This is a genomic window from Actinomadura atramentaria DSM 43919, from assembly GCF_000381885.1.
GTDB lineage: Bacteria > Actinomycetota > Actinomycetes > Streptosporangiales > Streptosporangiaceae > Spirillospora > Spirillospora atramentaria.
Genome location: NZ_KB907208.1, coordinates 408,758 through 431,118, shown reverse-complemented (window position 1 = coordinate 431,118; position 22,361 = coordinate 408,758). Strand labels below are relative to the sequence as shown.

22 protein-coding genes and 1 pseudogene are annotated in these 22,361 nt (G+C 73.6%); 14 read left to right on the top strand and 9 right to left on the bottom strand.

Translation table 11 applies throughout. The annotated features are described in order from the left end of the window. Positions 1–111 precede the first annotated feature (111 nt). Both G339_RS0102000 and G339_RS41040 read left to right on the top strand, forming a co-directional pair. Positions 112–849, top strand: coding sequence for an ATP-binding cassette domain-containing protein (locus G339_RS0102000; protein WP_240489727.1), 738 nt, complete (start codon positions 112–114; stop codon positions 847–849). Next, entirely contained in the window at positions 842–2,503 is a 1,662-nt protein-coding gene (locus tag G339_RS41040) for a hypothetical protein (protein WP_420804481.1), read from the top strand. The genes G339_RS0102000 and G339_RS41040 overlap by 8 nt, the downstream gene beginning before the upstream one ends. On the opposite strand, the pseudogene G339_RS37355 reads toward G339_RS41040, so the two are convergent. Beyond that, positions 2,461–2,784: pseudogene (locus G339_RS37355) on the bottom strand (DUF3817 domain-containing protein); the annotation flags it as partial. The gene G339_RS41040 and the pseudogene G339_RS37355 overlap by 43 nt on opposite strands. Positions 2,785–3,188: 404 nt before the next feature. Here G339_RS37355 and G339_RS0101990 point away from each other — a divergent pair. Then, a complete protein-coding gene (locus G339_RS0101990) occupies positions 3,189–3,800 on the top strand; it encodes a DUF4230 domain-containing protein (RefSeq protein WP_019629400.1) in 612 nt (203 codons plus the stop codon). Between the two features lie 269 nt (positions 3,801–4,069). Here G339_RS0101990 and G339_RS0101985 read toward each other — a convergent pair whose 3' ends face one another. After that, complete coding sequence (locus G339_RS0101985) at positions 4,070–5,251, bottom strand: acetyl-CoA C-acetyltransferase (RefSeq protein ID WP_019629399.1); 1,182 nt, start codon at positions 5,249–5,251, stop codon at positions 4,070–4,072. Between the two features lie 108 nt (positions 5,252–5,359). Between G339_RS0101985 and mce the strand changes: the two genes are divergently transcribed. The 3 genes from mce to G339_RS0101970 all read left to right on the top strand — a co-directional run bounded on the left by mce (position 5,360) and on the right by G339_RS0101970 (position 8,969). After that, positions 5,360–5,782 carry a methylmalonyl-CoA epimerase gene (gene mce / locus G339_RS0101980; protein ID WP_019629398.1) on the top strand — a complete coding sequence of 141 codons (423 nt, stop codon included), beginning with the start codon at positions 5,360–5,362 and terminating at the stop codon, positions 5,780–5,782. Between the two features lie 334 nt (positions 5,783–6,116). Next, complete coding sequence (locus G339_RS0101975; protein WP_019629397.1) at positions 6,117–7,430, top strand: DivIVA domain-containing protein; 1,314 nt, start codon at positions 6,117–6,119, stop codon at positions 7,428–7,430. A 207-nt stretch (positions 7,431–7,637) separates the two neighbouring features. Beyond that, positions 7,638–8,969, top strand: coding sequence for an AI-2E family transporter (locus G339_RS0101970; RefSeq protein WP_240489726.1), 1,332 nt, complete (start codon positions 7,638–7,640; stop codon positions 8,967–8,969). Positions 8,970–8,979: 10 nt separating this feature from the next. Here the strand turns inward: G339_RS0101970 and G339_RS0101965 are convergent, their stop codons facing one another. The 4 genes from G339_RS0101965 to G339_RS0101950 all read right to left on the bottom strand — a co-directional run bounded on the left by G339_RS0101965 (position 8,980) and on the right by G339_RS0101950 (position 12,487). After that, on the bottom strand, positions 8,980–9,711 hold the full coding sequence (locus G339_RS0101965; protein WP_019629395.1) for an alpha/beta fold hydrolase: 732 nt from the start codon (positions 9,709–9,711) through the stop codon (positions 8,980–8,982). 219 nt (positions 9,712–9,930) lie between these two features. Then, entirely contained in the window at positions 9,931–10,638 is a 708-nt protein-coding gene (locus tag G339_RS0101960) for an alpha/beta hydrolase (protein WP_019629394.1), read from the bottom strand. A gap of 9 nt (positions 10,639–10,647) precedes the next feature. Beyond that, positions 10,648–10,959, bottom strand: a complete 312-nt coding sequence (locus tag G339_RS0101955) for a hypothetical protein (RefSeq protein ID WP_019629393.1) — start codon at positions 10,957–10,959, stop codon at positions 10,648–10,650. A 34-nt stretch (positions 10,960–10,993) separates the two neighbouring features. Then, complete coding sequence (locus G339_RS0101950; RefSeq protein WP_019629392.1) at positions 10,994–12,487, bottom strand: 3-hydroxyacyl-CoA dehydrogenase family protein; 1,494 nt, start codon at positions 12,485–12,487, stop codon at positions 10,994–10,996. A gap of 43 nt (positions 12,488–12,530) precedes the next feature. On the opposite strand from G339_RS0101950, the gene G339_RS0101945 reads away from it, so the two are divergent. After that, a complete protein-coding gene (locus G339_RS0101945) occupies positions 12,531–13,520 on the top strand; it encodes an LLM class flavin-dependent oxidoreductase (protein WP_026341060.1) in 990 nt (329 codons plus the stop codon). Positions 13,521–13,549: 29 nt separating this feature from the next. Here G339_RS0101945 and G339_RS0101940 read toward each other — a convergent pair whose 3' ends face one another. Further along, complete coding sequence (locus tag G339_RS0101940) at positions 13,550–13,936, bottom strand: SCO5389 family protein (RefSeq protein WP_026341059.1); 387 nt, start codon at positions 13,934–13,936, stop codon at positions 13,550–13,552. A 167-nt stretch (positions 13,937–14,103) separates the two neighbouring features. On the opposite strand from G339_RS0101940, the gene nucS reads away from it, so the two are divergent. From nucS to G339_RS0101925, 3 genes are all read left to right on the top strand, one after another. Beyond that, positions 14,104–14,784 (top strand): endonuclease NucS, encoded by a 681-nt coding sequence (gene nucS / locus G339_RS0101935; protein ID WP_019629389.1) that lies wholly within the window; start codon positions 14,104–14,106, stop codon positions 14,782–14,784. Between the two features lie 420 nt (positions 14,785–15,204). Next, positions 15,205–15,792, top strand: coding sequence for a TetR/AcrR family transcriptional regulator (locus G339_RS0101930; RefSeq protein ID WP_019629388.1), 588 nt, complete (start codon positions 15,205–15,207; stop codon positions 15,790–15,792). Positions 15,793–15,828: 36 nt separating this feature from the next. After that, the gene (locus G339_RS0101925) at positions 15,829–16,614 is read left to right on the top strand and encodes a site-2 protease family protein (RefSeq protein ID WP_019629387.1); all 786 of its coding nucleotides are present in this window, start codon (positions 15,829–15,831) and stop codon (positions 16,612–16,614) included. Here G339_RS0101925 and G339_RS0101920 read toward each other — a convergent pair. Continuing rightward, the gene (locus tag G339_RS0101920; RefSeq protein WP_019629386.1) at positions 16,611–17,213 is read right to left on the bottom strand and encodes a TetR/AcrR family transcriptional regulator; all 603 of its coding nucleotides are present in this window, start codon (positions 17,211–17,213) and stop codon (positions 16,611–16,613) included. The two genes, G339_RS0101925 and G339_RS0101920, sit on opposite strands and share 4 nt — an antisense overlap. A 65-nt stretch (positions 17,214–17,278) precedes the next feature. Here G339_RS0101920 and G339_RS0101915 point away from each other — a divergent pair, with 65 nt between their 5' ends. After that, positions 17,279–18,103, top strand: a complete 825-nt coding sequence (locus G339_RS0101915; RefSeq protein ID WP_019629385.1) for an SDR family oxidoreductase — start codon at positions 17,279–17,281, stop codon at positions 18,101–18,103. A 40-nt stretch (positions 18,104–18,143) separates the two neighbouring features. On the opposite strand, the gene G339_RS0101910 is transcribed toward G339_RS0101915, so the two are convergent. Further along, entirely contained in the window at positions 18,144–18,674 is a 531-nt protein-coding gene (locus tag G339_RS0101910) for a PadR family transcriptional regulator (RefSeq protein ID WP_019629384.1), read from the bottom strand. A gap of 66 nt (positions 18,675–18,740) precedes the next feature. On the opposite strand from G339_RS0101910, the gene G339_RS0101905 reads away from it, so the two are divergent. The 3 genes from G339_RS0101905 (at position 18,741) to G339_RS0101895 (ending at position 22,276) form a co-directional block, all read left to right on the top strand. Next, positions 18,741–19,349 carry a hypothetical protein gene (locus tag G339_RS0101905; protein WP_205625467.1) on the top strand — a complete coding sequence of 203 codons (609 nt, stop codon included), beginning with the start codon at positions 18,741–18,743 and terminating at the stop codon, positions 19,347–19,349. 25 nt (positions 19,350–19,374) lie between these two features. Then, positions 19,375–20,697: a carotenoid oxygenase family protein gene (locus tag G339_RS0101900; RefSeq protein ID WP_019629382.1), complete on the top strand. Its 1,323-nt coding sequence runs from the start codon at positions 19,375–19,377 to the stop codon at positions 20,695–20,697. 76 nt (positions 20,698–20,773) lie between these two features. Next, positions 20,774–22,276: an aldehyde dehydrogenase family protein gene (locus G339_RS0101895; RefSeq protein WP_019629381.1), complete on the top strand. Its 1,503-nt coding sequence runs from the start codon at positions 20,774–20,776 to the stop codon at positions 22,274–22,276. Positions 22,277–22,361: the final 85 nt, after the last annotated feature.

The window sequence follows — 22,361 nt, the reverse complement described above, 5'->3', positions numbered from 1 at the left end:
CCGCGGTGCCGGGCGATGCAACGGGGGGTAAGACACATGGTCGCGGAGCTTTCCGCGATCGTGGCCGCAGGGATGGGTGTCCGCCGCGGGGGGCGGTGGCTCCTGCGCCCGGTGGCCTTCGGCGTCGCCGAAGGCGTGGCCGGCCTGGCCGGTCAACCCGGTTCGGGGAAAACCACTCTGCTGGCCACGTTCGCGACCCTGCGCCGGCCCAGCACGGGCGCGCTGCGGATTCTCGGGCACGACTCGGGGAATTCCGCCGGGGTGCGCGCGATCCGGGCACGGGTCGGATATCTGCCGGGCCGCATCGCGTTCGCCGCGAACATGACGGTCGGCGAGTTCGTCGGCTACGCCGCCTATTACAAAGGAATGCGCGCGAGCGCCGCGCGGGCCGCGCTGAAACGGCTCGACCTCGCCGACGCGGGGCGCGCGGAACTGTCGCACCTGCCGCCGGACGTCCGGCTGCGCGCCGGGCTCGCCGCGACGTGCGTCCACGAGCCGGAGCTCGTCCTGCTCGACGAGCCGCTGGCCGGGCTGTCCTCGGGGCGGCCGGGCGACGCGGCCGCGGCGGCGGAGCTGATCCCGCTGATCCGGTCCCTGGCGCCGACCGTCGTCGTCACGGCCGAGTCCGAACGGCTGCTCACCGGCTGGTGCGACCGGGTGCTGACCCTGGCGCGCGGCCGGCTGACCGACGGCACGCCCGGCGCGCAGCTCGGGGACGCGGCGCCGGAGGCGTCCGCGCGCGGCTCGTTGGCACGTTCCGTCGGCGGTTCGCTGGCGCGTTCGCTGCGCGGCCCGCTGTCCCGCGTCCGCGCGGGCCGGATGCCCGCGGGGAACGCGGCCGGTGTCTGAACTCGGACGGGTGCTCCGGCAGGACGCCCGCCGCACGGCCCTGCTCGTCGCGGTCCCCCTGCTGACCGTCGCGGGCTGCCTGGCCGCCTGGCCGTCGCTCGCGCCGGGCGTCGCGTACTGGGAGAACTCCTCGGTCGCGCTGCTGAACGCGGCCCGGTTCGTCGGCCCCGTCGCGGCGGCCCTCGCCGCGTGGGCGGGGGTGCGCGAGCGCAGCCTGGACTTCCTGCGGGACCTCACGACCCGGTCCCCCGCGACGGCCGCGCTGCTCGACCTGCTGCTGCTCGCGACGGCGGCGGTCGCCGTCTACGCGGCGGTCGTCGCGGTCGTCGCCGTCGAGACCCTGACGCGGCAGGACGCGGGACGGCCGCATCCGCTCGGGCCGCTGGCCGGGGCGTCGGCGTTCGTGCTGCACGTCGTCGCCGGGTACCTGGCCGGGCGGGTGCTGCCGCGCGCGGCGACGCCGCTGCTCGTCCTCGCCGCGACCGTCCCGTGGGCGCTGCTGCGGCCGCCCGGAGGCGCGTGGTGGAGCCTGCTGCCGCCCGCCGCGTACGACCGCGTCGGGCTGTTCGACAAGCTCCGGACGGACGTGCTCGCCGACCAGGCGCTGTGGGCGCTCGGGCTCACCGCCGTGCTCGTCCTCGGCTACACCGCGCGGGTCGACCGGCGGCGCGCGCTCGTCCCGCCGCTGCTCGCCGCGCTGCTGGTCACCGGGGTCGCGACAGTGCGGCTGGCGGAGGCCGGGGACCGGCCGCTCGCCCCCGCGCCGACCGGCCTGGCGTGCCGCCAGTGGCCGCTGGTCATCTGCGTCCATCCCGCGCTGCGGGCGGCGCTGCCGCAGCTCACCGCCGCCATCACCCCGCTCGCCGGGCGGCTGACCGGCACGCCCGCCGCGTTCACCCGCGTCGAGCAGCGGCCCGCCGACGCGCCCGCGGGCGTCGCGGGCGGGGTCGCGGCGATCCACCTGGACGAGACCCTGGACGACGGGTACGCCGGACGGGCCGCGTCACGCATCCTCGCGGAGGTCACCGCCGTGCCGTGCCCGTCGCCGCGCGCCGCGCAGTACCGGTCGCTGGTGGACGCCTGGCTGCTCGGCGCGGTGCCGCCGCCCATTCCGGACGAGCGCACGGCCGTCCGCTTCGGGGCGTGGACGGAGAACCTGCGACGGACGTGGCTCCGCACCCACTACGCCGCGTACCGGGACTGCGATCTCGGGCCCGGAACGTTCCTGCCGCGCGCGCCCGCCCCCCGGCCGCCGCACGGCGCCCGTCCCGGCTCGCGGGGCGCGCGGGAGATCGGCAGCGGGAGCCTGCACCGCTCCGAGCACGGCGTCCGGCACCGTCCGGAGACGGGCCTGGACACGGGCCCGGAAACGGGAAGGGGCCGCCCGACCCCCCGCCGGACGACCCCGGCCGTCCCACGACGGCCCGTTCCCCCGCGTGACCGCGCCGAGACCCCCCGGCCCGTCGTGGTCACGCGGTGGCCTCACCCGCCGGCGCGGCCCGCGCCGACGGCCTCCGCCGCCCCCGACTGGGCCGACGCGGGCGACGAGGCCCAGCGCCGCTCCACGAAATACGGGGCGACGGGCAGGACGGACGCCACCAGCGCGGCCAACGTCCTGCCCCAACTCCAACCCAGCTCCTCGCGCACGAAATAGACCGACCCCACGTACGCCAGGAACAGCACACCGTGCAGCATCCCCACGACCGACACCGCCGCCGGGAAGTCCGCCGCGTACTTCAACGGCATCGCCACCAGCAGCAGGAGCAGGAACGACGTCGCCTCGGCGATCGAGACGACACGGAAGACGCGCACGATGTTCACACCCGGAGAACGGAGCGGAGAAGGGGGAGGTTTCCGGGAGGGCGTATGCAGCCGGTCACAGTGTTGCTTGTGGGGGGCGACCCCCCACACCCCCCGCGGCGCGAAGCGCCGCATCCTCGCTCCGCTGCGGTGCGGCCCTTCGCGCTGCGCGCGCCCGGCCGCTCGCCTGGCGGCTCGCGGCCGTGCGCCCGCCGGTACCCCCCTGTGGTCGGCGCGGTCGGTCGGGTGGGAAACCCCCTAGTGGTCGGGCGGCGCTCGGGTTAATAGGGCGCGCCGAATTCGGGGGTATTGGTCTTGCCCGGTGCTTCGGGGAACCCGTGTGGTCGCCGTCGTTGGCGAAGCCGTGCGGGTGGTTGCGGCTTGATTTGGTGGGTCTTGCCTGCGTTGTCGTGCGGTTATGGGGGAACGCGGGTTTTCTTCTTGTTTTCGGGAACACCTCTGCCATGACTGGCTCGGATGTGCAGGATTCCCCCCGCGAGCCCTCTGTCCGGTCCCGGCGGCGCGGTGCGGGGGCGGCGGTGGCGCTCGTCGTCGTCACGGTCGCGGTCATCCTGGTGGCGCAGCGGACGCTGCACCTGCCGGGATGGCTGAACCCGTTCGCGGAGACCACCAAGGACCGCAGCGGCCCGGTGCTGCTGGAGTCGATCCGCGACCTCAGCCGGTACGAGGCCGCGAGCGGCAACTTCCAGGTCGTCGTGGACCTGGAAAAGGACAGCAAGTACCTGCCGAGCGCGATCCGGGGCAGCCGGACGCTCTTCGTCGGCAAGGGGTCCGTGGACGCCTACGTCGACTTCTCCAAGATCGCGTCCGGCGCGCTCAAGGTGAGCGACGACCGCAAGACCGTCGAGATCAGCCTGCCGCACGCGCAGTTGGAGAAGACGAACCTCGACCCGAAGGGCAGCTACGCGGTCTCGACCTCGCGCGGCCTGACGAACCGGCTCGGCGACGTCTTCAGCGACAACCCCAACAACCAGCAGCAGCTCTATGTCCTGGCCGCCCAGAAGATCCAGGACGCGGCCACCGCCAGCGGCCTCCAGTCCCGCGCCGACCAGAACACCCGCTTGATGCTGACGAACATGCTGAAAGCCCTGGGCTTCACTACGGTCACAGTCCACGTGGGCGACCAGTAGCGCACGGCCGCTCGCCTAACGGCTCGCGGCCGCACGCGTGAGGACGGCCCCGCAGCGCCGCCTCACCGCCGCGCGCACCGGACGCCGCCCAGCGCGGACACACGCACGCGGACGCCCTCAACAGCGCGGACACGCGAGCACGCGCGGGCCAACCCCGTGAGCGCGGCGCGCAGCCACGCCCACGGGTGGTCCCTGGCACGCAAGGTGATCCCCTTGGCGCGAGTGCGCCGGTGGGGAGGCGGCACCCCCTGGTTCGGGGGGTCGCCTCGTCAGACCTTCAGGATCAGGGCGTCGCCCTGGCCGCCGCCGCCGCAGAGGCCCGCCGCGCCGATGCCGCCGCCGCGGCGCTTCAGCTCGTACGCCAGGTGCAGGACGATCCGGGCGCCCGACATGCCGACCGGGTGGCCGAGGGCGATGGCGCCGCCGTTGACGTTGACCTTGTCCGCGTCGAGGCCGAGGTCGCGGACGGACTGGACGCCCACCGCCGCGAACGCCTCGTTGATCTCGACGAGGTCGAGGTCGGCGACGTCCAGGCCCTCCTTGGCGAGGGCGTGCTTGATGGCGTTGGCGGGCTGCGAGTGCAGCGAGTTGTCCGGGCCCGCGACGTTGCCGTGCGCGCCGATCTCCGCGAGCCAGGTCAGGCCCAGCTCCTCGGCCTTGGCCTTGGACATGACGACGACGGCCGCCGCGCCGTCGGAGATCTGCGAGGACGACCCGGCGGTGATCGTCCCCTCCTTGCCGAACGCGGGCCGCAACTTCGCCAGGGACTCGGCGGTGGTGTCGGGCCGGATGCCCTCGTCCGCCGCGAAGACGACGGGCTCGCCGCGCCGCTGCGGGATCTCGACGGGCGCGATCTCGGCGTCGAACAGCCCGTTCTTGGCCGCGGCGGCGGCGCGCTGGTGGGAGCGGGCGGAGAACGCGTCCTGCTCCTCGCGGGTGATGCCGAGGCGGCCGTTGTGGCCCTCGGTGGACTCGCCCATCGAGACGCCGTCGAAGGCGTCGGTGAGGGCGTCGTAGGCCATGTGGTCGAGGACTTCGACGGACCCGTACTTGTACCCGCCGCGCGACTTGGGCAGCAGGTGCGGGGCCTGGGTCATGGACTCCATGCCGCCCGCGACGACGACGTCGAACTCCCCGGCGCGGACGAGCTGGTCCGCGAGCGCGATGGCGTCCAGCCCGGACAGGCACACCTTGTTGATCGTCACGGACGGGACGCTCATCGGGATGCCCGCCTTGACGGCCGCCTGCCGGGACGGGATCTGCCCGGCCCCCGCCTGGAGCACCTGGCCGAGGACGACGTACTCGACCTGGTCGCCGGTGATGCCCGCCCGCTCCAGGGCGGCCCTGACGGCGTGCGCGCCGAGGTCGGCGGCGGTGAAGTCCTTCAGCGAGCCGAGAAGGCGGCCGATCGGGGTGCGCGCTCCCGCGACGATCACGGACGTAGCGGACATGAGGGGGCCTCCAGCAGGGTCGGGCGGCGACGTTTGCCACGATACCCAGGACGCTGGTTCGTCCAGTCCGCCGCCCTCCCGTCCGATTCCGAGCCCGAGGAGACCGCCTTGCTCACCCGCATCGACCACATCGGCATCGCGTGCCACGACCTGGACGCCACGGTGGCGTTCTACCGGGAGACGTACGGGTTCACCGACGTCCACTTCGAGGTGAACGAGGAGCAGGGCGTCCGCGAGGCCATGCTCAAGATCAACGAGACGGGCGACGGCGCGGCGAGCTACCTCCAGCTCATCGAGCCGATCCGGGAGGACTCGACGGTCGCCAAGTGGCTGGCGAAGAACGGCGAGGGCGTCCACCACATCGCGTTCGGGACGGACGGCGACGTGCAGGACGAGGCGGACGGCATCGCCGCCAAGGGCGTCCGGGTGCTGTACGACAGCCCGCGCCGGGGCTCGCTGGGGTCGCGGATCACGTTCCTGCACCCGAAGGACGCGCACGGCGTGCTGACGGAACTCGTCCAGAAGGGCTGAGTCCGGGGCGGCTCGCGGCGTTCCGGCGGGGCACGCCGATTTCGTGACGTGTTCGATATCACAACGTTGATCTGGCACGATCGGCGTGCCCCTCTGTAACTCTTCGGACACTTCTGGTGCATTTGGGGGTGGGGAGACGTCCGGGAACGCACGACCTCCGGCCGAAGGGCAAAAGCGACAAAACGCGCAGTGCGTTCAGATGAGCCCCCAACACGGCAGTGCTCGGAGTACGCTTCATCCACCGGAAGAGGTCTGGGGCACTCCGCCCGTTCAGCCAGGCGATCAACCGGTCCCCGGAACCACCCGTAGCCCCGTCACATCAGGATTGAGCCACATGCAGTCCGACATCGACGCCCAGCTCAGCAACTTCTTCGAAGACACGCCCCCACGCGAGTTCGACGTGGTGCTCCGCGGCTACGACCGGCACCAGGTCGACGAGCACATCAAACAGCTCGACGACGAGGTGCGGAAGAGCCGCGAACAGACGGGGGCGCTGCAGCGAGAGCTGTCGGACGCCCACCGTCAGCTCCAGGAGCAGGAGCGGCCGACGTACTCCGGCCTCGGCGCGCGCATCGAGCAGCTCCTGCGCCTCGCCGAGGAGCAGGCGACCGAGCTGGTCCAGGCCGCGCGCAGCGAGGCCAACGAGATCAAGGCCGCCGCCAAGGTCGACGCCGCCGAGCTGCGCGCCACCGCCGAGAACGAGGCCGCCGAGCTGCGCGCCCTCGCCCAGCGCGAGGGCGACGACATGCGCGGCGCGGCCGAGCGCGAGGCGGAGGAGGTCCGCACGTCCGCCCGCCGCGAGGCCGACGAGCTGACCTCGACCACCGAGCGCGAGGTCGCCAAGCTGCGCGCCACCGCCGACCACGAGGTCGCCGAGAAGCGCGCGTCGGCCGAGCGCGAGATCGCCAAGCTGCGCACCACGACCGAGCGCGAGGTCGCGCAGCTCCGCGCGTCCACCAAGCGCGAGCGCGACGAGGTGCTGACCACCGCCAAGCGCCAGGCCGACGAGATGCGCGCGCAGGCCCAGCGCATCCTGGAGGAGAGCGAGGCGCAGCGGGCGCAGGCCGAGGCCGAGTTCGAGATCCAGCTCGCCGCCCGCCGCGAGGAGGCCGACCGGCAGGACGCCGAGCGGCACGCCAACGCGCAGGCCGCGACGCAGAAGCTCGTCGCGGAGGCCGAGCAGCGGGCCGCGTCCGCCGAGCAGCGGGCGGCCAAGGCCACCCAGCAGGCCGAGCAGACGCGCCGCGAGGCCGACCAGCACGCCAAGCAGCTCATGGCGAACGCCCGCAAGAACTCCGACAACGTCATCGCCGAGGCCAAGTCGCAGGCCGAGCAGCTACTCGCCGAGACCAAGGCCGAGGCGGACCGCGTCCGGACGGCCGCGCAGCGCCAGGTCGACGACCTGACCCGCCAGCGCGACAGCATCAACAGCCACCTCAACCAGCTCCGCCAGCTCATCGGCGGCGTCGCCCCCGGCATGGGCGCCCCGGCGCTCGGCGGCGCGGCCGAGGAGCCCGCCCCGGCTCCGGAGAAGCCCGCGGCCCCCGCCGCGGAGGCCAAGCCCGCCCCCAAGCCGCAGGCCAAGCCCGCGGCGGCCAAGGGCCAGGCGAAGAAGGACGAGGACGACGAGGACTGGTGGCAGGAGTGACCCACCGCCCGAGTCGCGTGGCGCGGGCGAAGGTCCGGACCGAAGGCTGAACGGCAGGGTGTGACGGCGCGCGGCGGCGCGTCGGACGGACGACGGAGGGCCCGGAGGCGGAACGCCTCCGGGCTTTTCGTCATCTCACCCCGGTAGCCCGTAAGTTTGCTGTGGACCGGCTCGTCCTCCGACGACCGGGTGGTGAAGGAGATCCGCGTGCCCGACGAGCCGCTGCGCGACGACGACCCGGCCGAGAGCCCGGCCGTGCCCGAACCCGCCGCCCCGGCGGACGATCCCGAGGCCGGGCGGCTCCCGTCCGGCGGCGGCGCGCGCGCCGGGGACCTGGCGGACGCCGCCGACGAGCCCGCGCCGGGCGCGGCCGTCGCGGTTCGCGACGAGCCGCTGCCCGACGACGGTGCGTCCGACGAGCCGGTGCCCGACCCGGCGCGGGACGTCGAGCAGGCCCGCCGGGAGGCCCGCGCCGACCACATGTTCCCGTTCGGGCGGCCGGGGCAGCCGCTCGGCCGCGCGCACCCGTTCGTGTTCGGGTTCACCGCCGCGCTCGGCGTGATCACGGCGTGGCTGCTGGTCCGGTCGATCACCAGCGCGAAGTCCGTCCTGGTGATGATCGTGGTGGCGCTGTTCCTGGCGGTCGGGCTGAACCCGGCGGTGGAGCGGCTGAAGCGCATCGGGCTGTCGCGGGGCTGGGCGGTCGCGGTGGTGTTCCTCGGCGTGCTGCTGTTCTTCGCGGGGTTCGTGGCGTCGCTGATCCCGCCGCTGACGGAGCAGGTCACCAAGCTCGTCGAGAACATCCCGGACTACATCAACCAGTTGCAGAGCAACCGGCGGATCGCGGACTGGGACCGCCGCTACCACCTGCTGGAGCAGGCGCAGAAGAAGATCAACGAGCCGGGGTTCCAGAAGGACCTGCTGAACCGGGTCTACGACGCGGGCAAGCAGGCGCTGAGCGGCACGTTCCAGACGATCACGGTCCTGATCCTGACGCTGTACTTCCTGTCGTCGCTGCCGCAGATCAAGACGTTCGCCTACCAGCTCGCGCCGCGCACGCGGCGGGCGCGGGTGGCGCTGCTCGGGGACGAGATCCTGGAGCGCATCGGCGGCTACGTCGCGGGCCAGTTCACGATCGCGTTCATCGCGGGCGTCACGTCGTACATCTTCATGGAGATCCTGGGCGTCCCGTACGCGCTGGCGCTGGCGCTGATCGTCGCGGTGACGGACCTGGTGCCGCTGGTCGGCGCGACGGTCGGCGCGACGGTGGTGTGCCTGGTGGTGTTCCTGACGGGCTCCATGTACGAGGGCATCATCGCGGTCGTGTTCTACGTCGTGTACCAGCAGGTGGAGAACTACCTGGTGTACCCGCGCGTGATGAAGCGGACGGTGGACGTGGCCCCGGCCGTCACGATCGTCGCGGCGCTGGTCGGCGGCGCGCTGCTCGGCGTCGTCGGCGCGCTGATCGCCATCCCGACGGCGGCGGCGATCTCGCTGCTGATCCGCGAGGTCGTGCTGCCGCGCCAGGAGAGCACCTGACGTACGCGGGTCAGGCGTGGGCGGCGGTGAACGCGGCGACGGCGCGGTCGAAGCGGGCGGGCTGCTCGACGGGGCTGAGCTGCCCGGCCTCCGCGATGACCTCCAGCCGCGCGGCGGGCAGGGCGGCGGCGAGGGCGCGGGCGTCGCGCTCGTCGGTCAGGGCGTCCTCCGCGCCGTGCAGGACGAGCGCGGGCACGTCGGCGGCGGCGAGGGCCGGGGTCTCGTCGGGGCGGTCCGCGAGCGCGCGCAGCGCCCACGCGGCGGCGGCGGGCGGCGCGGCCTGCACCAGGCCGCGCACGCGCCCGTAGACGAACGCCTGCCGGGTCATCGTGGTGCGGCCGACGAGGCGCGGCAGGACGTCGTCGGCGACGGCGCGGATGTCGCCGGTCCGCTCCAGCGCGTCGGCCTGCCGGAGCCGCGCGGCGCGGACGTCGTCGGGATCGGCGGCGGCGCGCGCGGAGGCGAGCACGAGCCCGCCGACGAGGTCGGGGCGGCGGCGCAGCAGCGCGAGCGCGGTGTGCGCGCCGAGCGAGACGCCGCCGACGACGGCGCGTCCGATGCCGTGCCAGTCGAGCAGTTCGGCGACCGCGTCGGCGGCGGCGTCCAGCGACGGCGGCCCGCCGACGAGCCGGGAGCCGCCGAAGCCGGGCAGGTCGGGGGTGAGGACGCGGAAGCGGTCGGCCAGGCCCTCGCGCTGCGCGAGCCACATCGCGGACGAGAGCGGGAAGGCGTGGAGCAGCACGAGGGGTGGACCGGACCCGACATCTCTGGCGAAAAGCCGCACCCGCTCATGCTCGCCCAGAACCCCGCCGGGCGCGGCGGGCTGACCGTGATCGGCCGTGATCGGCCGGAGAGGTTTACCGGGCGGACGACCGCGCCGCACCGCGCGAGTCAGCGGTGGGATCGGTCCAACCCGTGGTCGGAAACCCGTGGTCGGAAACCCGTGGCCAGGAACCCGTGGTCAGAAATCCGTGGGAAGCGGGAACGCGCCCGGCGCGACGCGCCGGACGATCTCGTTCAGCACGATCCGCACGTACGGCTCCCCCACCCACAGGTGCTTGGCCCCGTCCACCGCCACGACCTCGGCCTGCGGAATCCGGGCGAACCGGGCGCGGGCCTCGGCGGGCCGCAGGTAGTCGTCGAACTCGGGGATCAGCGCGACGACCGGGCGGCCGTCCGCGCCCCAGGCGTCCAGGTCGGCGTCGGTGGCGCGGTGCAGCGGCGGGGACAGCAGGATCGCGCCCTCCACCAGCGGGTCGCGGCCCCACTTCAGCGCCAGCTCGGTGCCGAACGACCAGCCGAGCAGCCACGGGTGCGGGAGGTCGTTGAACTCGGCGTACTCGATGGCCGCGGCGACGTCGTGCCGCTCGGTCTCGCCGCCGCCGAACACGCCGTCGCTGGTGCCGCGCGCCGACGTGGTGCCGCGCGTGTTGAACCGCAGGACGGCGACGTCCGCGAGCGCGGGCAGCCGGAACGACGCCTTGCGCAGGACGTGGCTGTCCATCATGCCCTCGGCGGTCGGCAGCGGGTGCAGGCACAGCAGCGTCGCGACCGGTGGGCGCCCGGGCGGCAGCGCCAGCTCCCCGACGAGCCGCAGCCCGTCGGCGGTGTGCAGCACGATGTCCTCGCGCCGCGCGGGCAGCACGGACGCGGCGCGGATCTCGGCCATCTGGTCCCCCTAGTGGCGCGGCGCGTTGCGGGAGCGCTGGACGCGGGGCGCGCGCCGGGACCGGGCCGTCCAGCAGGGTCGGTGCCAGTGCCGCCGGTCGTCCGCGCCGCCGGGGCGGTCGGCGGGCCAGGCGACGACGTGCGGCAGCCCGACCGCGATGAGCTGGTCGCAGCCGGGGCAGCGGTAGGGCTTGACGGCCCGCGCCCCGGGAACCGCCGCGACGACCCAGGCGCCGTCGTCGGCCTCCTCGGTGTCGCGGTTCCACGCCGCGCCGGGCGTCGGGCGGCCCGGCGCGGAGCGGCGGTTCTTGCGGGGACTCATGGCCGTCAGGATAGGTCGTACCGGCGGGTACCGGTCAGCGCAGGCCGCGTCCGGCGGCGGCGTGCTCGACCAGGACGGGCGCGGGCGCGAGGGCCGGTTCGCGCGACTCCTCGTACAGGGCGGTCAGGACCTCGACGGCGCGGCGGGGGCCGAGCCGGTCCAGGTCCGCGACGGGGCCGGTGGGGTAGCCGCAGCCGAGGGTCATGGCGGCGTCGATGGCGTCGGCGTCGGCGTAGCCCGCGCCGAGCATCGCGGCGGCGTCGTTGAGGTAGGGGAAGCGCAGCGCGTCCACGATGGCCCCGGCGCGGTCGCGGCAGCGGACGGCGGTGCGGCCGAGCCCGGCGAGCAGCGCGGCGGCGCGGTCGGCGGTGGCGGGGAGGGTCAGCGCGGTGACGGTGAGCTCGGCGAGCGGGCGGTCGGGCTCGGGGACGCGCAGGCCCACGACGTCGCCGGGGCGGCCGGTGGCGACGGCCCGCGCGGTGACCGGGCCCTCGGCGGCGACGGCGATGACCGCGTCCGGCTTGACGCCGTCCGGCAGCTCCGCGCCCGCGCCGAGGACGACGAGGTCGGCGGCGGCCGGGTCGGCGTCGCCGGTGATCCCGGCGACCTCCCCGACGACGGCGACGGCGGGCGCGGGACCGGACTCGGCGGCCGCCTCGTCGGCGGACCCGTCGTAGGCGTAGAACCCGCGCCCGGTCTTGCGGCCGAGCAGCCCGGCCGTGACGAGCTCGCGCAGCAGCGGCGACGGCGCGTGGCGGCGGTCGCGGGACTCGGCGTACACGGCCTCCAGCACGCCGAGGCAGGTGTCGAGGCCGATGAGGTCCATCAGCGTGAACGGCCCCATCGGCAGGCCGCCGCCCGCCGTCATCGCGGCGTCGATGTCGTCGCGGGTGGCGTGGCCGTTCTCCAGCATCGCGGTGGCCTGGTTGAGGTACCCGAACAGCAGCCGGTTGGCGACGAACCCGGCGCGGTCCCCCACGGTGACCGGCGTCTTGCCGAGCTTGGTGACGAGGTCCGCGACGCCCGCGACGGCGGTCGGCTCGGTGAGGACGGTCGTGATGACCTCGACCAGCCGCATCACCGGCGCGGGGTTGAAGAAGTGGACGCCGACGATCTTGGTGGGCCGGTTCGTCGCGACGGCGATCTCCGTCACCGACAGCGAGGACGTGTTGGTGGCGAGCACGGCGTCCGCGCGGCACACCTCGTCCAGGCGGGCGAAGACCTGGCGCTTGAGGTCGAGGCGCTCGGGGACCGCCTCGATGACCAGGTCGCAGTCGCCGAGGTCGCCGAAGTCGGTGGACAGCGCGATGCGGTCCAGGATCTCGCGCTGCGCCTCGGGGGTGAGCTTGCCGCGCTTGACGGCGCGTCCGGTGGACTTCTCCAGGTGGCCGCGCCCCCGGTCCAGCGCCTCGGGGCTGATCTCGATGCCGACGACGGGCAGCCCGCCGCGCGCCAGGACCTCCGCGATGCCCGCGCCCATCGTCCCGAGTCCGACCACACCGACCTTGGTGAACGAAACCGTGCTCATGTCCGAAGTCTCCCAGAGGGCCCCGGCGGGGTACGACCCGGAGGTGCGCTTCGGAATCTTCCTCCTGGCAGCCCGCTTCCCCGGGGAGGACGACGCCGCCTCCCTCGCCCGGACGGTCCGCGCGGCGGCCGCCGCCGAGGACGCGGGATTCGACGACGTTTGGGTCGCGGAGCACCACTTCATGAGTTACGGCACCGTCCCGTCCGCGCTGGCGCTGGCCGGGCACCTGCTCGGCCGGACGGCGCGGATCGGCGTCGGGACGGCCGTGACGGTGCTGTCGGCGCGGCATCCCGTCGCGGTCGCCGAGGAGGCGGCGATGCTCGCGCTGGTGTCCGGCGGTCGGCTGCGGCTCGGCGTCGGGCGCGGCGGGCCGTGGCGGGAGCTGGAGGTGTTCGGGACGGGGCTCTCGCGGTACGAGTCCGGGTTCCCCGAATCGCTGGATCTGCTGCTGGCGTGGCTGCGCTCGGAGCGGGTCGGGTGGCGCGGCGAGCACTTCGCGTTCCGGGAGGTGCCAGTGGTGCCGCGCACCGCCGAGCCGCCGCCGGTGTGGGTGGCCTGCACGTCGCCGGAGACGGAGGGGCTGGCGGCCGCGCGGAGGTTGCCGATGCTGCTCGGGATGCACGTGGGGGACGCGGAGAAGGCGGCGGCGCTGGGGCGGTACCGCGCTGCGGGCGGCCCGGACGTGCCGCACGTCTCGGCGCATCTGGCGCAGGTCGGTTCGTCGCGCGACGACGCCGCCGGGGCGCTGCTGGCGGGGATGCCGGGGTGGCTCGGGCCGGGCTTGGACGGTTACGTCCCGGTGGACGACCGGCCGCGCCCGCACCGCGACGCGTCCGCGTACGTCCGGAAACTGTGCGGGCTGCACCCGGTCGGCTCGCCCGCCGACTGCGCCGCCGCGATCCGCCGCACCCTGGACACCGGCCTGCGGCACCTGATCTTCCTGGTGGAAGGCGCGGGATCGGAGGCCGCGACGCTGGAGAACATCGCGCGGCTCGGCGGCGAGGTGCTGCCGCTCGTCCGCCGCGCCGGGTGAGGGGCCGCGCCGGGCGCGGCCCCTCGGCGTCAGCAGTCGCGCAGCTCCGGGGACTGGTTCAGGATCTGCTCGCGCGCGGTGACGAACGTCCGGTACGCCGGGGAGTCGCCCGGCGGGAAGACGGCCAGCCGATGACAGTTCTGGAACGCCAGCTTCACGCCGAAGTGGCGTTCGAGGCTGCCGCGCATCGCGTCGGACGCCAGAGCCCGCAGGAGCTGGCCGCGCGCGGCCTCGTCCGGCGGCGGGACGGTGTTGTCGGCGAAGTCGCCGCCGTCCACCTGGAGCCGCGCCACCAGCTCGGTGATCATCTCCCAGGCGTAGGGCAGCGAGTCGCGCACGCACGCGACGAACGCGGCGTCGTCGACCTCGCCGCGCTGCGCGGTCTCCAGCAGTTCGGGGGACACGTCAAGGGACATCGGGGGTTCCTTTCACACGTCGTGATTGAGCACCCACCGGATCGACGCTAATCACGGCGCGCCGGGAAAGACAGGTCTTGACAGGACGCCTGACCGAGGTACGCGGCCCCGGGGACTTGGCCGGTCCGGGACGCGGCGGCGCGGCCGGCGAACTAAGCTCGGGCGTCGTGCGTCTCGTTATCGCCCGCTGCAGCGTCGACTACGCCGGCAAGCTCACCGCCCACCTGCCCCTCGCCCTCCGGCTCGTCCTGATCAAGGCCGACGGCAGCGTGAGCGTCCACGCCGACGACCGCGCCTACAAGCCGCTGAACTGGATGAACCCGCCGTGCTCGCTCCGCGAGGAGCCGTTCGACGAGGGCGGCGCCGTCGCGCGCTGGACCGTCACGCACGGCAAATCCGGCGAACGCCTCATCCTGACGATCCACGAGGTCCTGCACGACACCAGCCACGAACTCGGCCTCGACCCCGGCCTCCAGAAGGACGGCGTCGAAGCCCACCTCCAAGAACTCCTCGCCGAACACATCACCACCCTCGGCGACGGCTACACGCTCATCCGCCGCGAGTACCCCACCGCCATCGGCCCCGTCGACATCCTCTGCCGCGACGCCGCCAACGGCACCGTCGCCATCGAGATCAAACGGCGCGGCGAGATCGACGGCGTCGAACAGCTCACGCGCTACCTGGAACTCCTCAACCGCGACCCGCTCATCGCGCCCGTGCGCGGAGTGTTCGCGGCCCAGGAGATCAAACCCCAGGCACGGGTGCTGGCGGCGGACCGGGGCATCGACTGCGTGACGTTGGACTATGACGCGCTACGGGGCATTGAACACGAGGGCACGCTCTTTTAATTGTGGGGGGCGACCCCCCACACCCCCCGCGGCGCGAAGCGTCGCATCCTCGCTCCGCTGGCGCTCCGCTGCGGTGCGACCCTTCGCGCTGCGCGCGCCCGGCCACTCGCCTGGCGGCTCGCGGCCGTGCGCGCGCGGGCAACCCCCCGTGGTTACTGTCCCGGTTCGGGTGGAGACCCCCGGTAGCTCGCGTGCGTCCCCCGGGTAACCCCCGGGGCTTCCGTCCCTGCCGGGTGTAGAGCCGGTGGCTCGCGGCCGTGCGCGCGCGGGTAACCCCCCGTGGTTTCTGTTCCGGTTCGGGTGGAGACCCCCGGTGGCTCGTGGTCGGGTGCTCGTTGGAACTCTCTCTGAGACCGCTTCGGGGTTGGCGGGGGCTACCGGGGTGATTCGGGGTGGGGTGGTTCGTCGTAATCTTCGTTCATGCCCCCGGCGACCACGGACACCACTCGTGAGCGGATCATCGATGCCGCGCAGGACTGCTTCGCGCGGTTCGGCGTCGCTAAGACGACCGTGGAGGACATCGCGGCGGCGGCCGGGCTGTCGCGGGCGACGGTGTACCGGGCGGTCACGGGCGGGCGGGACGAGCTGATCCTCGCCGTCGTGCTGCGGGACCTGCAACGGTTCCTGGACGGGCTCGCGGAGCGGCTGCGCGGGGAGCAGTCGGTGTCGGCGGCGGTCGTGGAGGGCACCATCGACGCCGTGTCGTTCGTGCGCGGAGACGAGACGATCGCGCGGTTCCTCGTCCCGGAGGCGGCGGGCCACATGCAGGCGGCGGTGGCGGGCGCGGCCGAGCACGTGCTGAACCTGTGCGGCGACTACGTCCGTCCGCATTTCGCGCGGGCGCAGCGGCACGGGCTGCTGCGCGCCGACATCGAGGTGGAGGGCACGGTCGAGTTCCTGTTCCGCGTCATCACGTCGCTGATCGTCATGGACCGGCACCGCACGGACGACGAGTTGCGGGCGTTCCTGCGCACGTACGTCGTCCCGGTCGTCACGGGCGCCCGATAGCGTTCGGACGGCACGGGGCGACGGGGGGGCAGCAGCATGGCGACGCCGTACGGGGCGCGGCGGCCGGGGGTCCGGCCGAGCCCGGTCTTCCTCGTGCTCGCGGCGGTCACGGTCCTGTGCGGCCTGGCGTGCTGGCGGTACGGGCTGAGCATCGTCCGCCCGGCGCGGGTGCTGCTGCTGGTGTTCGTGGTCGCGGGCTGGATCGTGACGCTGTGCGTCCACGAGTTCGCGCACGCCTACCTGGCGCACCGCGCGGGCGACCGGACGGTCGCGACGCGCGGCTACCTGACGCTGAACCCGCTGCTGTACGCGGACCGCGTCCTCAGCTTCGCGATCCCGGTGGTGTTCGTGCTGCTGGGCGGGATCGGCCTGCCGGGCGGCGCGGTGTGGCTGGACCGGCACGCGATCCGGGACCGCTGGCGGCAGAGCCTGGTGTCGGCGGCGGGCCCGCTGTCGAACGCGGTGTTCGCGATCATGCTGGGCGTCATCTTCAAGAACTTCGCGTCCCGCGACCACGCGGTGTTCTGGACGGCCATCGCGTTCCTCGGCTTCCTCCAGGTCACGGCCGCGCTGCTGAACCTGCTGCCGATCCCGGGCCTGGACGGGTTCGGCGTCGCGGAGCCGTTCCTGCCGCGCCCGGTCCGGGCGTGGGCGGACCGGTTCGGCGGTTTCGTGTTCCTCGCCCTGCTCGCCGCGCTGTGGCTGATCCCGGCGGTGAACACGGCGTTCTTCGACCTGGCCTACGCGGTGTGCGACGCGGTCGGCCTGAACCGGACGGACGTCCTGATCGGCCGCGCGCTGCTGGAGTTCTGGCGCGACTAGGGCGCGGTCTCGGCGAGGCGGCGCAGCAGCAGCCGGAGCTGCGCGCCGTACCGTTCCTCGAACTCGGGCGAGCCGGGGCAGTGCCCGACGATCGCGCGCGCGGTGGGCGCGAGGATGATCGGCCCCATGACGAGCGAGTAGAGCATCATCATCAGGCACGCCGGGTCGAACTCGGCGGCGATCTCGCCCGCGTCGCGGCGGCGCAGCAGGTCCGTCAGGTCCTCGGGCGGCTCGGCGGGGACGTCGTCGGCGCACTCGGTGAGGCCCTTCCACGCCTTGAGGCGGACGCCGCGCGGGTCGCGCAGCGAGTGCCGCAGGTAGGCCAGGATCAGGTCCTCCAGGGACTTGTCCGGCCCGGTCAGCTCGGCCTCGCGGCGCAGCCACCGTTCGTGGAGCGCCGCGTACAGGCCCTCCTTGCCGCCGAAGTGGTAGCTGATGAGCTGCTTGTTGACGCCGGCGCGGTCGGCGATGTCCTGGACGCGGGCGCCGGCGTAGCCCTTCTCGGAGAAGACGTCGAGCGCGGCGTCCAGCAGCGCGCGGCGCGTCTTGTCCGGGTCCTGCCTGCGGCTTTCCGGCGCGGGCGTGCTGCGTGGTGTCACCGCCGCAGGATAGACGACCGGCCTTTGATACGTTCATCCAAACGGATGAAAGAGGGTGGTGTGCGATGTACCTGGTCAGCGGTGCGACCGGCAACGTCGGTTACGAAGTGGCGGCCGCCTTACTGGCCGCGGGCGAGCCGGTCCGGGGCCTGACCCGGAACCCGGCGGCGGCGCGGCTGCCCGCGGGGGCCGAGGCGGTGGCGACGGCGGACGCGGCGGGCGACGCGGCGCTCACGGGCGTCACCGGCCTGTTCCTGCACGCCGTGGGCGCGGGCCGCGACATCCCGAAGCTCCTCGCGGCGGCCCGCGCGCACGGCGTCCGGCGCGTGGTCACGCTGTCGTCGCAGGCGTCCAAGTGGCCCGGCAACCCGATCGGCGACCACCATCTGGAGCTCGAACGGGTGGTCGAGGAGACGGGTCTGGAGTGGGTCCACCTGCGGCCCGGCGTGTTCGCCGCGAACACGCTGGCGTGGGCCGGGCAGATCCGCGCGACCGGGGCCGTCCGGCTCCCCTACCCCGGTTCGCACGTCGGTCCGATCCACGAGCGCGACATCGCGGACGTCGCCGTCAGGGCGTTCCTGTCGGACGGCCTGGTCGGGACGCGGCCCGAGCTGACCGGCCCGGAGTCGCTGACGATGGCCGACCAGGTCCGGCACATCGGCGAGGCGATCGGCCGTCCGGTCGCCTGCGAGACCGTCGACCCCGAGACGGCCCGCGCCGCGATGACGGACGGTTTCGTCACCGACGAGATGGCGGGCTGGATGCTGCGCGCGCAGGAGTCGGCCGTCCACCGCCCGGCCGAGCTGACGCCCGAGGTCGAGCGCATCCTCGGCCGACCGGGGCGCACGTACGCACGGTGGGCCGCGGACCACGCCGCGGACTTCTCCTGACCGGCGGCCCCGGGCTGGCGCGGGCGCGCCGCCCGGGGCGTCAGGCGCGCGGGTCGGCCTCGATCTCGGCGCGCGCCCATTCCGCCCACTCGGTGCGCATCGCCAGCAGGCGCTTGCCGTACTCCATGACGAGACGGCCGTAGAACGACAGGTCGTCGTGGTCCCACTCGAGCTGGGCGTCCAGCTCGGCCAGCTCCGCGTGCGCGCCGCGCACGGCGTCCTCGTGGCGGCGCAGCATCTCGGCGGCCTCGGCGCGGTCCACCTGCCCGAGGAAGAACACCCGCAGCATCGGCTCGTCGCGCCGGGGCGCGGCGGGCACGGTGTCGACGAGCCAGTGCCGCATCGCCGCCCGGCCCGCGGGCGTGATCGCGTACGCCTTCCGGCCGCGCGGGCCCTCGCCGACGACCTCGATCCACCCGTCGGCGGTGAGTTTGCCCAGCTCGCCGTAGATCTGGCTCTGCGTGGCGGGCCATACGTTGTCCAGCGACAGCTCGAACATCTTCAGCAGGTCGTAACCGCTTGCCCCTTCCAGCTCGGCGATCAGGCCCAGGACGGCGTAGCGAAGGCTCATGTTCCAGATCGTACATCTCATGCTTGACATGTCTGAGTAGGAATGTCATCGTCTGACCTGTCGAACTTGGAACGTCTGGAGGGCTCCACCGCCATGCTGAAGCACTACGGCCTCACCTTCCTCCCGTGGATCGCCCTCGCCGTCATCAGCGGGTTCGACAACCTGGCGGGCGCGGTCGCCGGGCTCGTCGGAGCCCTCGCCGTCCTCGCGGTCCAGCGCCGCGACGGGCAGCGGTTCGACGCACTGATCCTCGAATGCTCCAGCGCCGTCTACATGGCCGCGCTGACCGCCGCGACGCTGGCGAACCCCGGCGCGCGCGTCCTGGACTTCGGCGCGTCGATGGCCATCGGCTGGCTCGCGCTCACCGCCTGGGGGACGCTCGCCGTCCGGCAGCCCTTCACCAGCGGCATCGCGCGCCGCAACGTGACCGCCGAGCAGGCCGGGACCGAGCTGTTCCGCCAGATCAACACCGTGCTGACCGCCGTCTGGGCCGCCGCGTTCACGCTCAGCGCCGTCGTCCTGTTCATCGTCCAGGACACCGAGCCGCACAACACGGCGCTGCTGGTCGCCGCGAAGATCGCCGGGTTCGCCGTCCCCGCGATCGTCACCCGCCGCTACCCGGACTACGCCCGCAAGCGCTACTTCGCCGCCCACGGCCTCGCCGACCACGCCTGATCCTCCCCGACCGAAGGAGCACGCCATGACCGAAGCGCCCGCCTGGCTCGAAGGCCACCTCGCGCCCGTCCCCGACGAGATCGACGCGCTCGACCTGGAGGTCACCGGAACCCTCCCGCCCGAGCTGACCGGCCGGTTCTTCCGCAACGGCCCCAACCCGCGGCCCGGCGAAGCGAGCGGGCACTGGTTCACCGGCCACGGCATGATCCACGGCGTGCGGCTGCGCGACGGCCGCGCCGAGTGGTACCGCAACCGCTGGGTCCGGACGACCCAGTTCACCGACGACGCGCCGTTCGTCCGCGAGGACCTCACCTTCGACCGCGCGGCCGTCCCCGCCAACACCCACGTCGTCCCGCACGCCGACAAGATCTTCGCGCTGGTGGAGGTCGGGTTCCCCTACGAGCTGACGCCCGAGCTGGACACCGTCGGCCCCTGCGACTTCGGCGGGCGGCTGACCACCGCGATGACCGCGCACCCCAAGCAGGACCCGGTGACCGGCGAGCTGCTGTTCTTCGGGTACGGGTTCCTGCCGCCGTACCTGACGTACCACCGGCTGTCGGCCGCCGGGGAGCTGGTCGAGAGCCGCGAGATCCCCGCCCCGGGGCCGACGATGATGCACGATTTCGCCATCACCGAGAACTACGTCGTCTGGCTGGACCTGCCGATGGTGTTCGACCTGGACCTCGCGGCCGGCGGGGCCGGGATGCCGTACCGCTGGGACGACGGGTACGGCGCGCGGATCGGCGTCATGCCCCGCGCGGGCGGCGACGTGCGGTGGTTCGACGTCGAGCCCTGCTACGTCTTCCACGTCGGCAACGCCCACGAGCGCGACGGGAAGGTCGTGCTCGACGGCGCGCGCTACCGGCCGGACGACTTCCGCACGCTGTGGACGATGATCGGCGGTTCCGCGGACCCCGCGCTGTCGGCGGGGGCCGGCGCGGCGACGCTGCACCGCTGGACGTTCGACCCGGCGACCGGCCGCGCCGCCGAGGAGGCGCTGGACGACCGCAACATCGAGTTCCCGACGCACGACGACGACCGCACCGGCCGCGAGCACCGCTACCTCTACGCGGTCGGCGGCGCGGTGCCCGGCGCGGGCGCCGGGTCGATCGTGAAGTACGACCTGGCGACGGGCGGCGTGACGGCGGTCGCGGCGGAGCTGCCGGGCGAGGCGGTGTTCGTCCCGGCGGCGGACCGGACGTCCGAGGACGACGGCTGGCTGCTGTCCGTCGTGGACGGCCGCGAGCTGGTCGTCCTGGATGCGACGGATCTCACCCGGACGGCCTCGATCAGGCTTCCGCGCCGGGTTCCCGCCGGTTTCCACGGGAGCTGGATTCCGGACGCTTGATCCGGACGGCGGCCACGGGCATAGGGTGGTTTACTAGCGAGTACTGCAAGTGACCGCTTACTGCGGGAGGACCCCCATGTCCGTGGCCACCGAAAGCCCCACGAGTTTCCCGTCGCTCAATCCCGCCACCGGCGAGGTGGTCGCGGAGCACCCCGTCCACGACGCGGACGCGGTCGCGAAGGCCGTCGCCCGCGCGCGGGAGGCGGCGCGCTGGTGGCGCGGGCTCGGCTGGAAGGAGCGGCGCGTCCGGCTCCTGAACGTCAAGGGCTCGCTCACCCGCAACCTGAACCGGATGGCCGAGACCATCCACCAGGAGACGGGCAAGCCGCTCCAGGACGCCCAGCTCGAGACGATCATGGCGATCACCCACCTGGACTGGGCGGCGCGCAACGCCGAGAAGGTCCTCGGCCGCCGGACCGTCTTCCCGGGCCTGATGTCGCTCAACCAGAAGTGCGAGCTGGAGTACCAGCCGCTCGGCGTCGTCGGCGTCATCGGCCCGTGGAACTACCCGATCTTCACGCCGATGGGCTCGATCGGATACGCGCTCGCCGCCGGGAACGCCGTGGTGTTCAAGCCGTCGGAGTTCACGCCGGGCGTCGGCGTGCTGCTCGCGGAGATCGTGGACGCGGTCGTCCCCGAGCACCCGGTGCTCCAGGTCGTGACCGGCCTCGGCGAGACGGGGGCGGCGCTGGCGTCCTCCCCCGACGTCGACAAGATCGCGTTCACCGGCTCGGGGCCGACCGCCAAGCGCGTCATGGCCGCGTGCGCGCAGAACCTCACGCCGATCGTCGCCGAGTGCGGCGGCAAGGACGTCGCCATCGTGGACGCCGACGCCGACCTCGACGCCGCCGCCGACGCGGCGCTGTGGGGCGCGATGGCCAACGCCGGGCAGACGTGCATCGGCGTCGAGCGCGTGTACGTCGTGGACTCGGTGTACGACGCGTTCCTCGGCCGGCTCACCGCCAAGGCCGAGAAGCTGCGGCCCGGCTTCGACCGCGAGGCCGCCTACGGCCCGATCACGATGCCCAGGCAGATCGACATCATCGAGCGGCACATCGCCGACGCCCTGGAGAGGGGCGGCCGGGCCGTCGTCGGCGGGCCCGGGTCGGTGCGCAAGCCGTACGTGGAGCCGGTGATCCTGACCGACGTGCCGGAGGACTCGGCGGCCGTCTGCGAGGAGACGTTCGGGCCGACGATCACCGTCCACCGCGTCCGCGACATCGACGAGGCCGTCGAGAAGACCAACGCCACCAACTACGGCCTCGCCGGGATGATCTTTTCCGGGGACCGCAAGCGCGCCGTCGAGGCGGCCCGCCGCATCCGCTCGGGCATGACGTCGATCAACGCGTTCGCGGCGTTCGCGCTGGTCGCGGCGCTGCCGTTCGGCGGCGTCGGGGAGTCGGGCTTCGGCCGCATCCACGGCGCGGACGGGCTGCGCGAGTTCGCCCGCGCCAAGGCCGTCACACGGCAGCGGTTCGCGCTGCCGATGAACCTGACGTCGTTCGAGCGCACCGAGCAGGAGATGGCCCGGGTGCTCAACCTCGTCAACATGCTGCACGGCCGGCGGTACAAGCGCTGACGGGCGCGCGCCGGGGGCCGCGCGGTCCCCGGCGCGCACTCTTGACGAGGGCTTTGATCTTCCGCGAGTCTACAAAGTGTGCTTT

Bases quoted from the DNA above. Each gene is read 5' to 3' on its own strand.
- G339_RS0101985 (WP_019629399.1), bottom strand. From the start codon at position 5,251: ATGTCCGCTACGTCCGTGATCGTCGCGGGAGCGCGCACCCCGATCGGC.
- G339_RS0101975 (WP_019629397.1), top strand. From the start codon at position 6,117: ATGCAGTCCGACATCGACGCCCAGCTCAGCAACTTCTTCGAAGACACG.
- G339_RS0101960 (WP_019629394.1), bottom strand. From the start codon at position 10,638: ATGGCCGAGATCCGCGCCGCGTCCGTGCTGCCCGCGCGGCGCGAGGAC.
- G339_RS0101955 (WP_019629393.1), bottom strand. From the start codon at position 10,959: ATGAGTCCCCGCAAGAACCGCCGCTCCGCGCCGGGCCGCCCGACGCCC.
- G339_RS0101950 (WP_019629392.1), bottom strand. From the start codon at position 12,487: ATGAGCACGGTTTCGTTCACCAAGGTCGGTGTGGTCGGACTCGGGACG.
- G339_RS0101940 (WP_026341059.1), bottom strand. From the start codon at position 13,936: ATGTCCCTTGACGTGTCCCCCGAACTGCTGGAGACCGCGCAGCGCGGC.
- G339_RS0101930 (WP_019629388.1), top strand. From the start codon at position 15,205: ATGCCCCCGGCGACCACGGACACCACTCGTGAGCGGATCATCGATGCC.
- G339_RS0101925 (WP_019629387.1), top strand. From the start codon at position 15,829: ATGGCGACGCCGTACGGGGCGCGGCGGCCGGGGGTCCGGCCGAGCCCG.
- G339_RS0101915 (WP_019629385.1), top strand. From the start codon at position 17,279: ATGTACCTGGTCAGCGGTGCGACCGGCAACGTCGGTTACGAAGTGGCG.
- G339_RS0101910 (WP_019629384.1), bottom strand. From the start codon at position 18,674: ATGAGCCTTCGCTACGCCGTCCTGGGCCTGATCGCCGAGCTGGAAGGG.
- G339_RS0101900 (WP_019629382.1), top strand. From the start codon at position 19,375: ATGACCGAAGCGCCCGCCTGGCTCGAAGGCCACCTCGCGCCCGTCCCC.
- G339_RS0101895 (WP_019629381.1), top strand. From the start codon at position 20,774: ATGTCCGTGGCCACCGAAAGCCCCACGAGTTTCCCGTCGCTCAATCCC.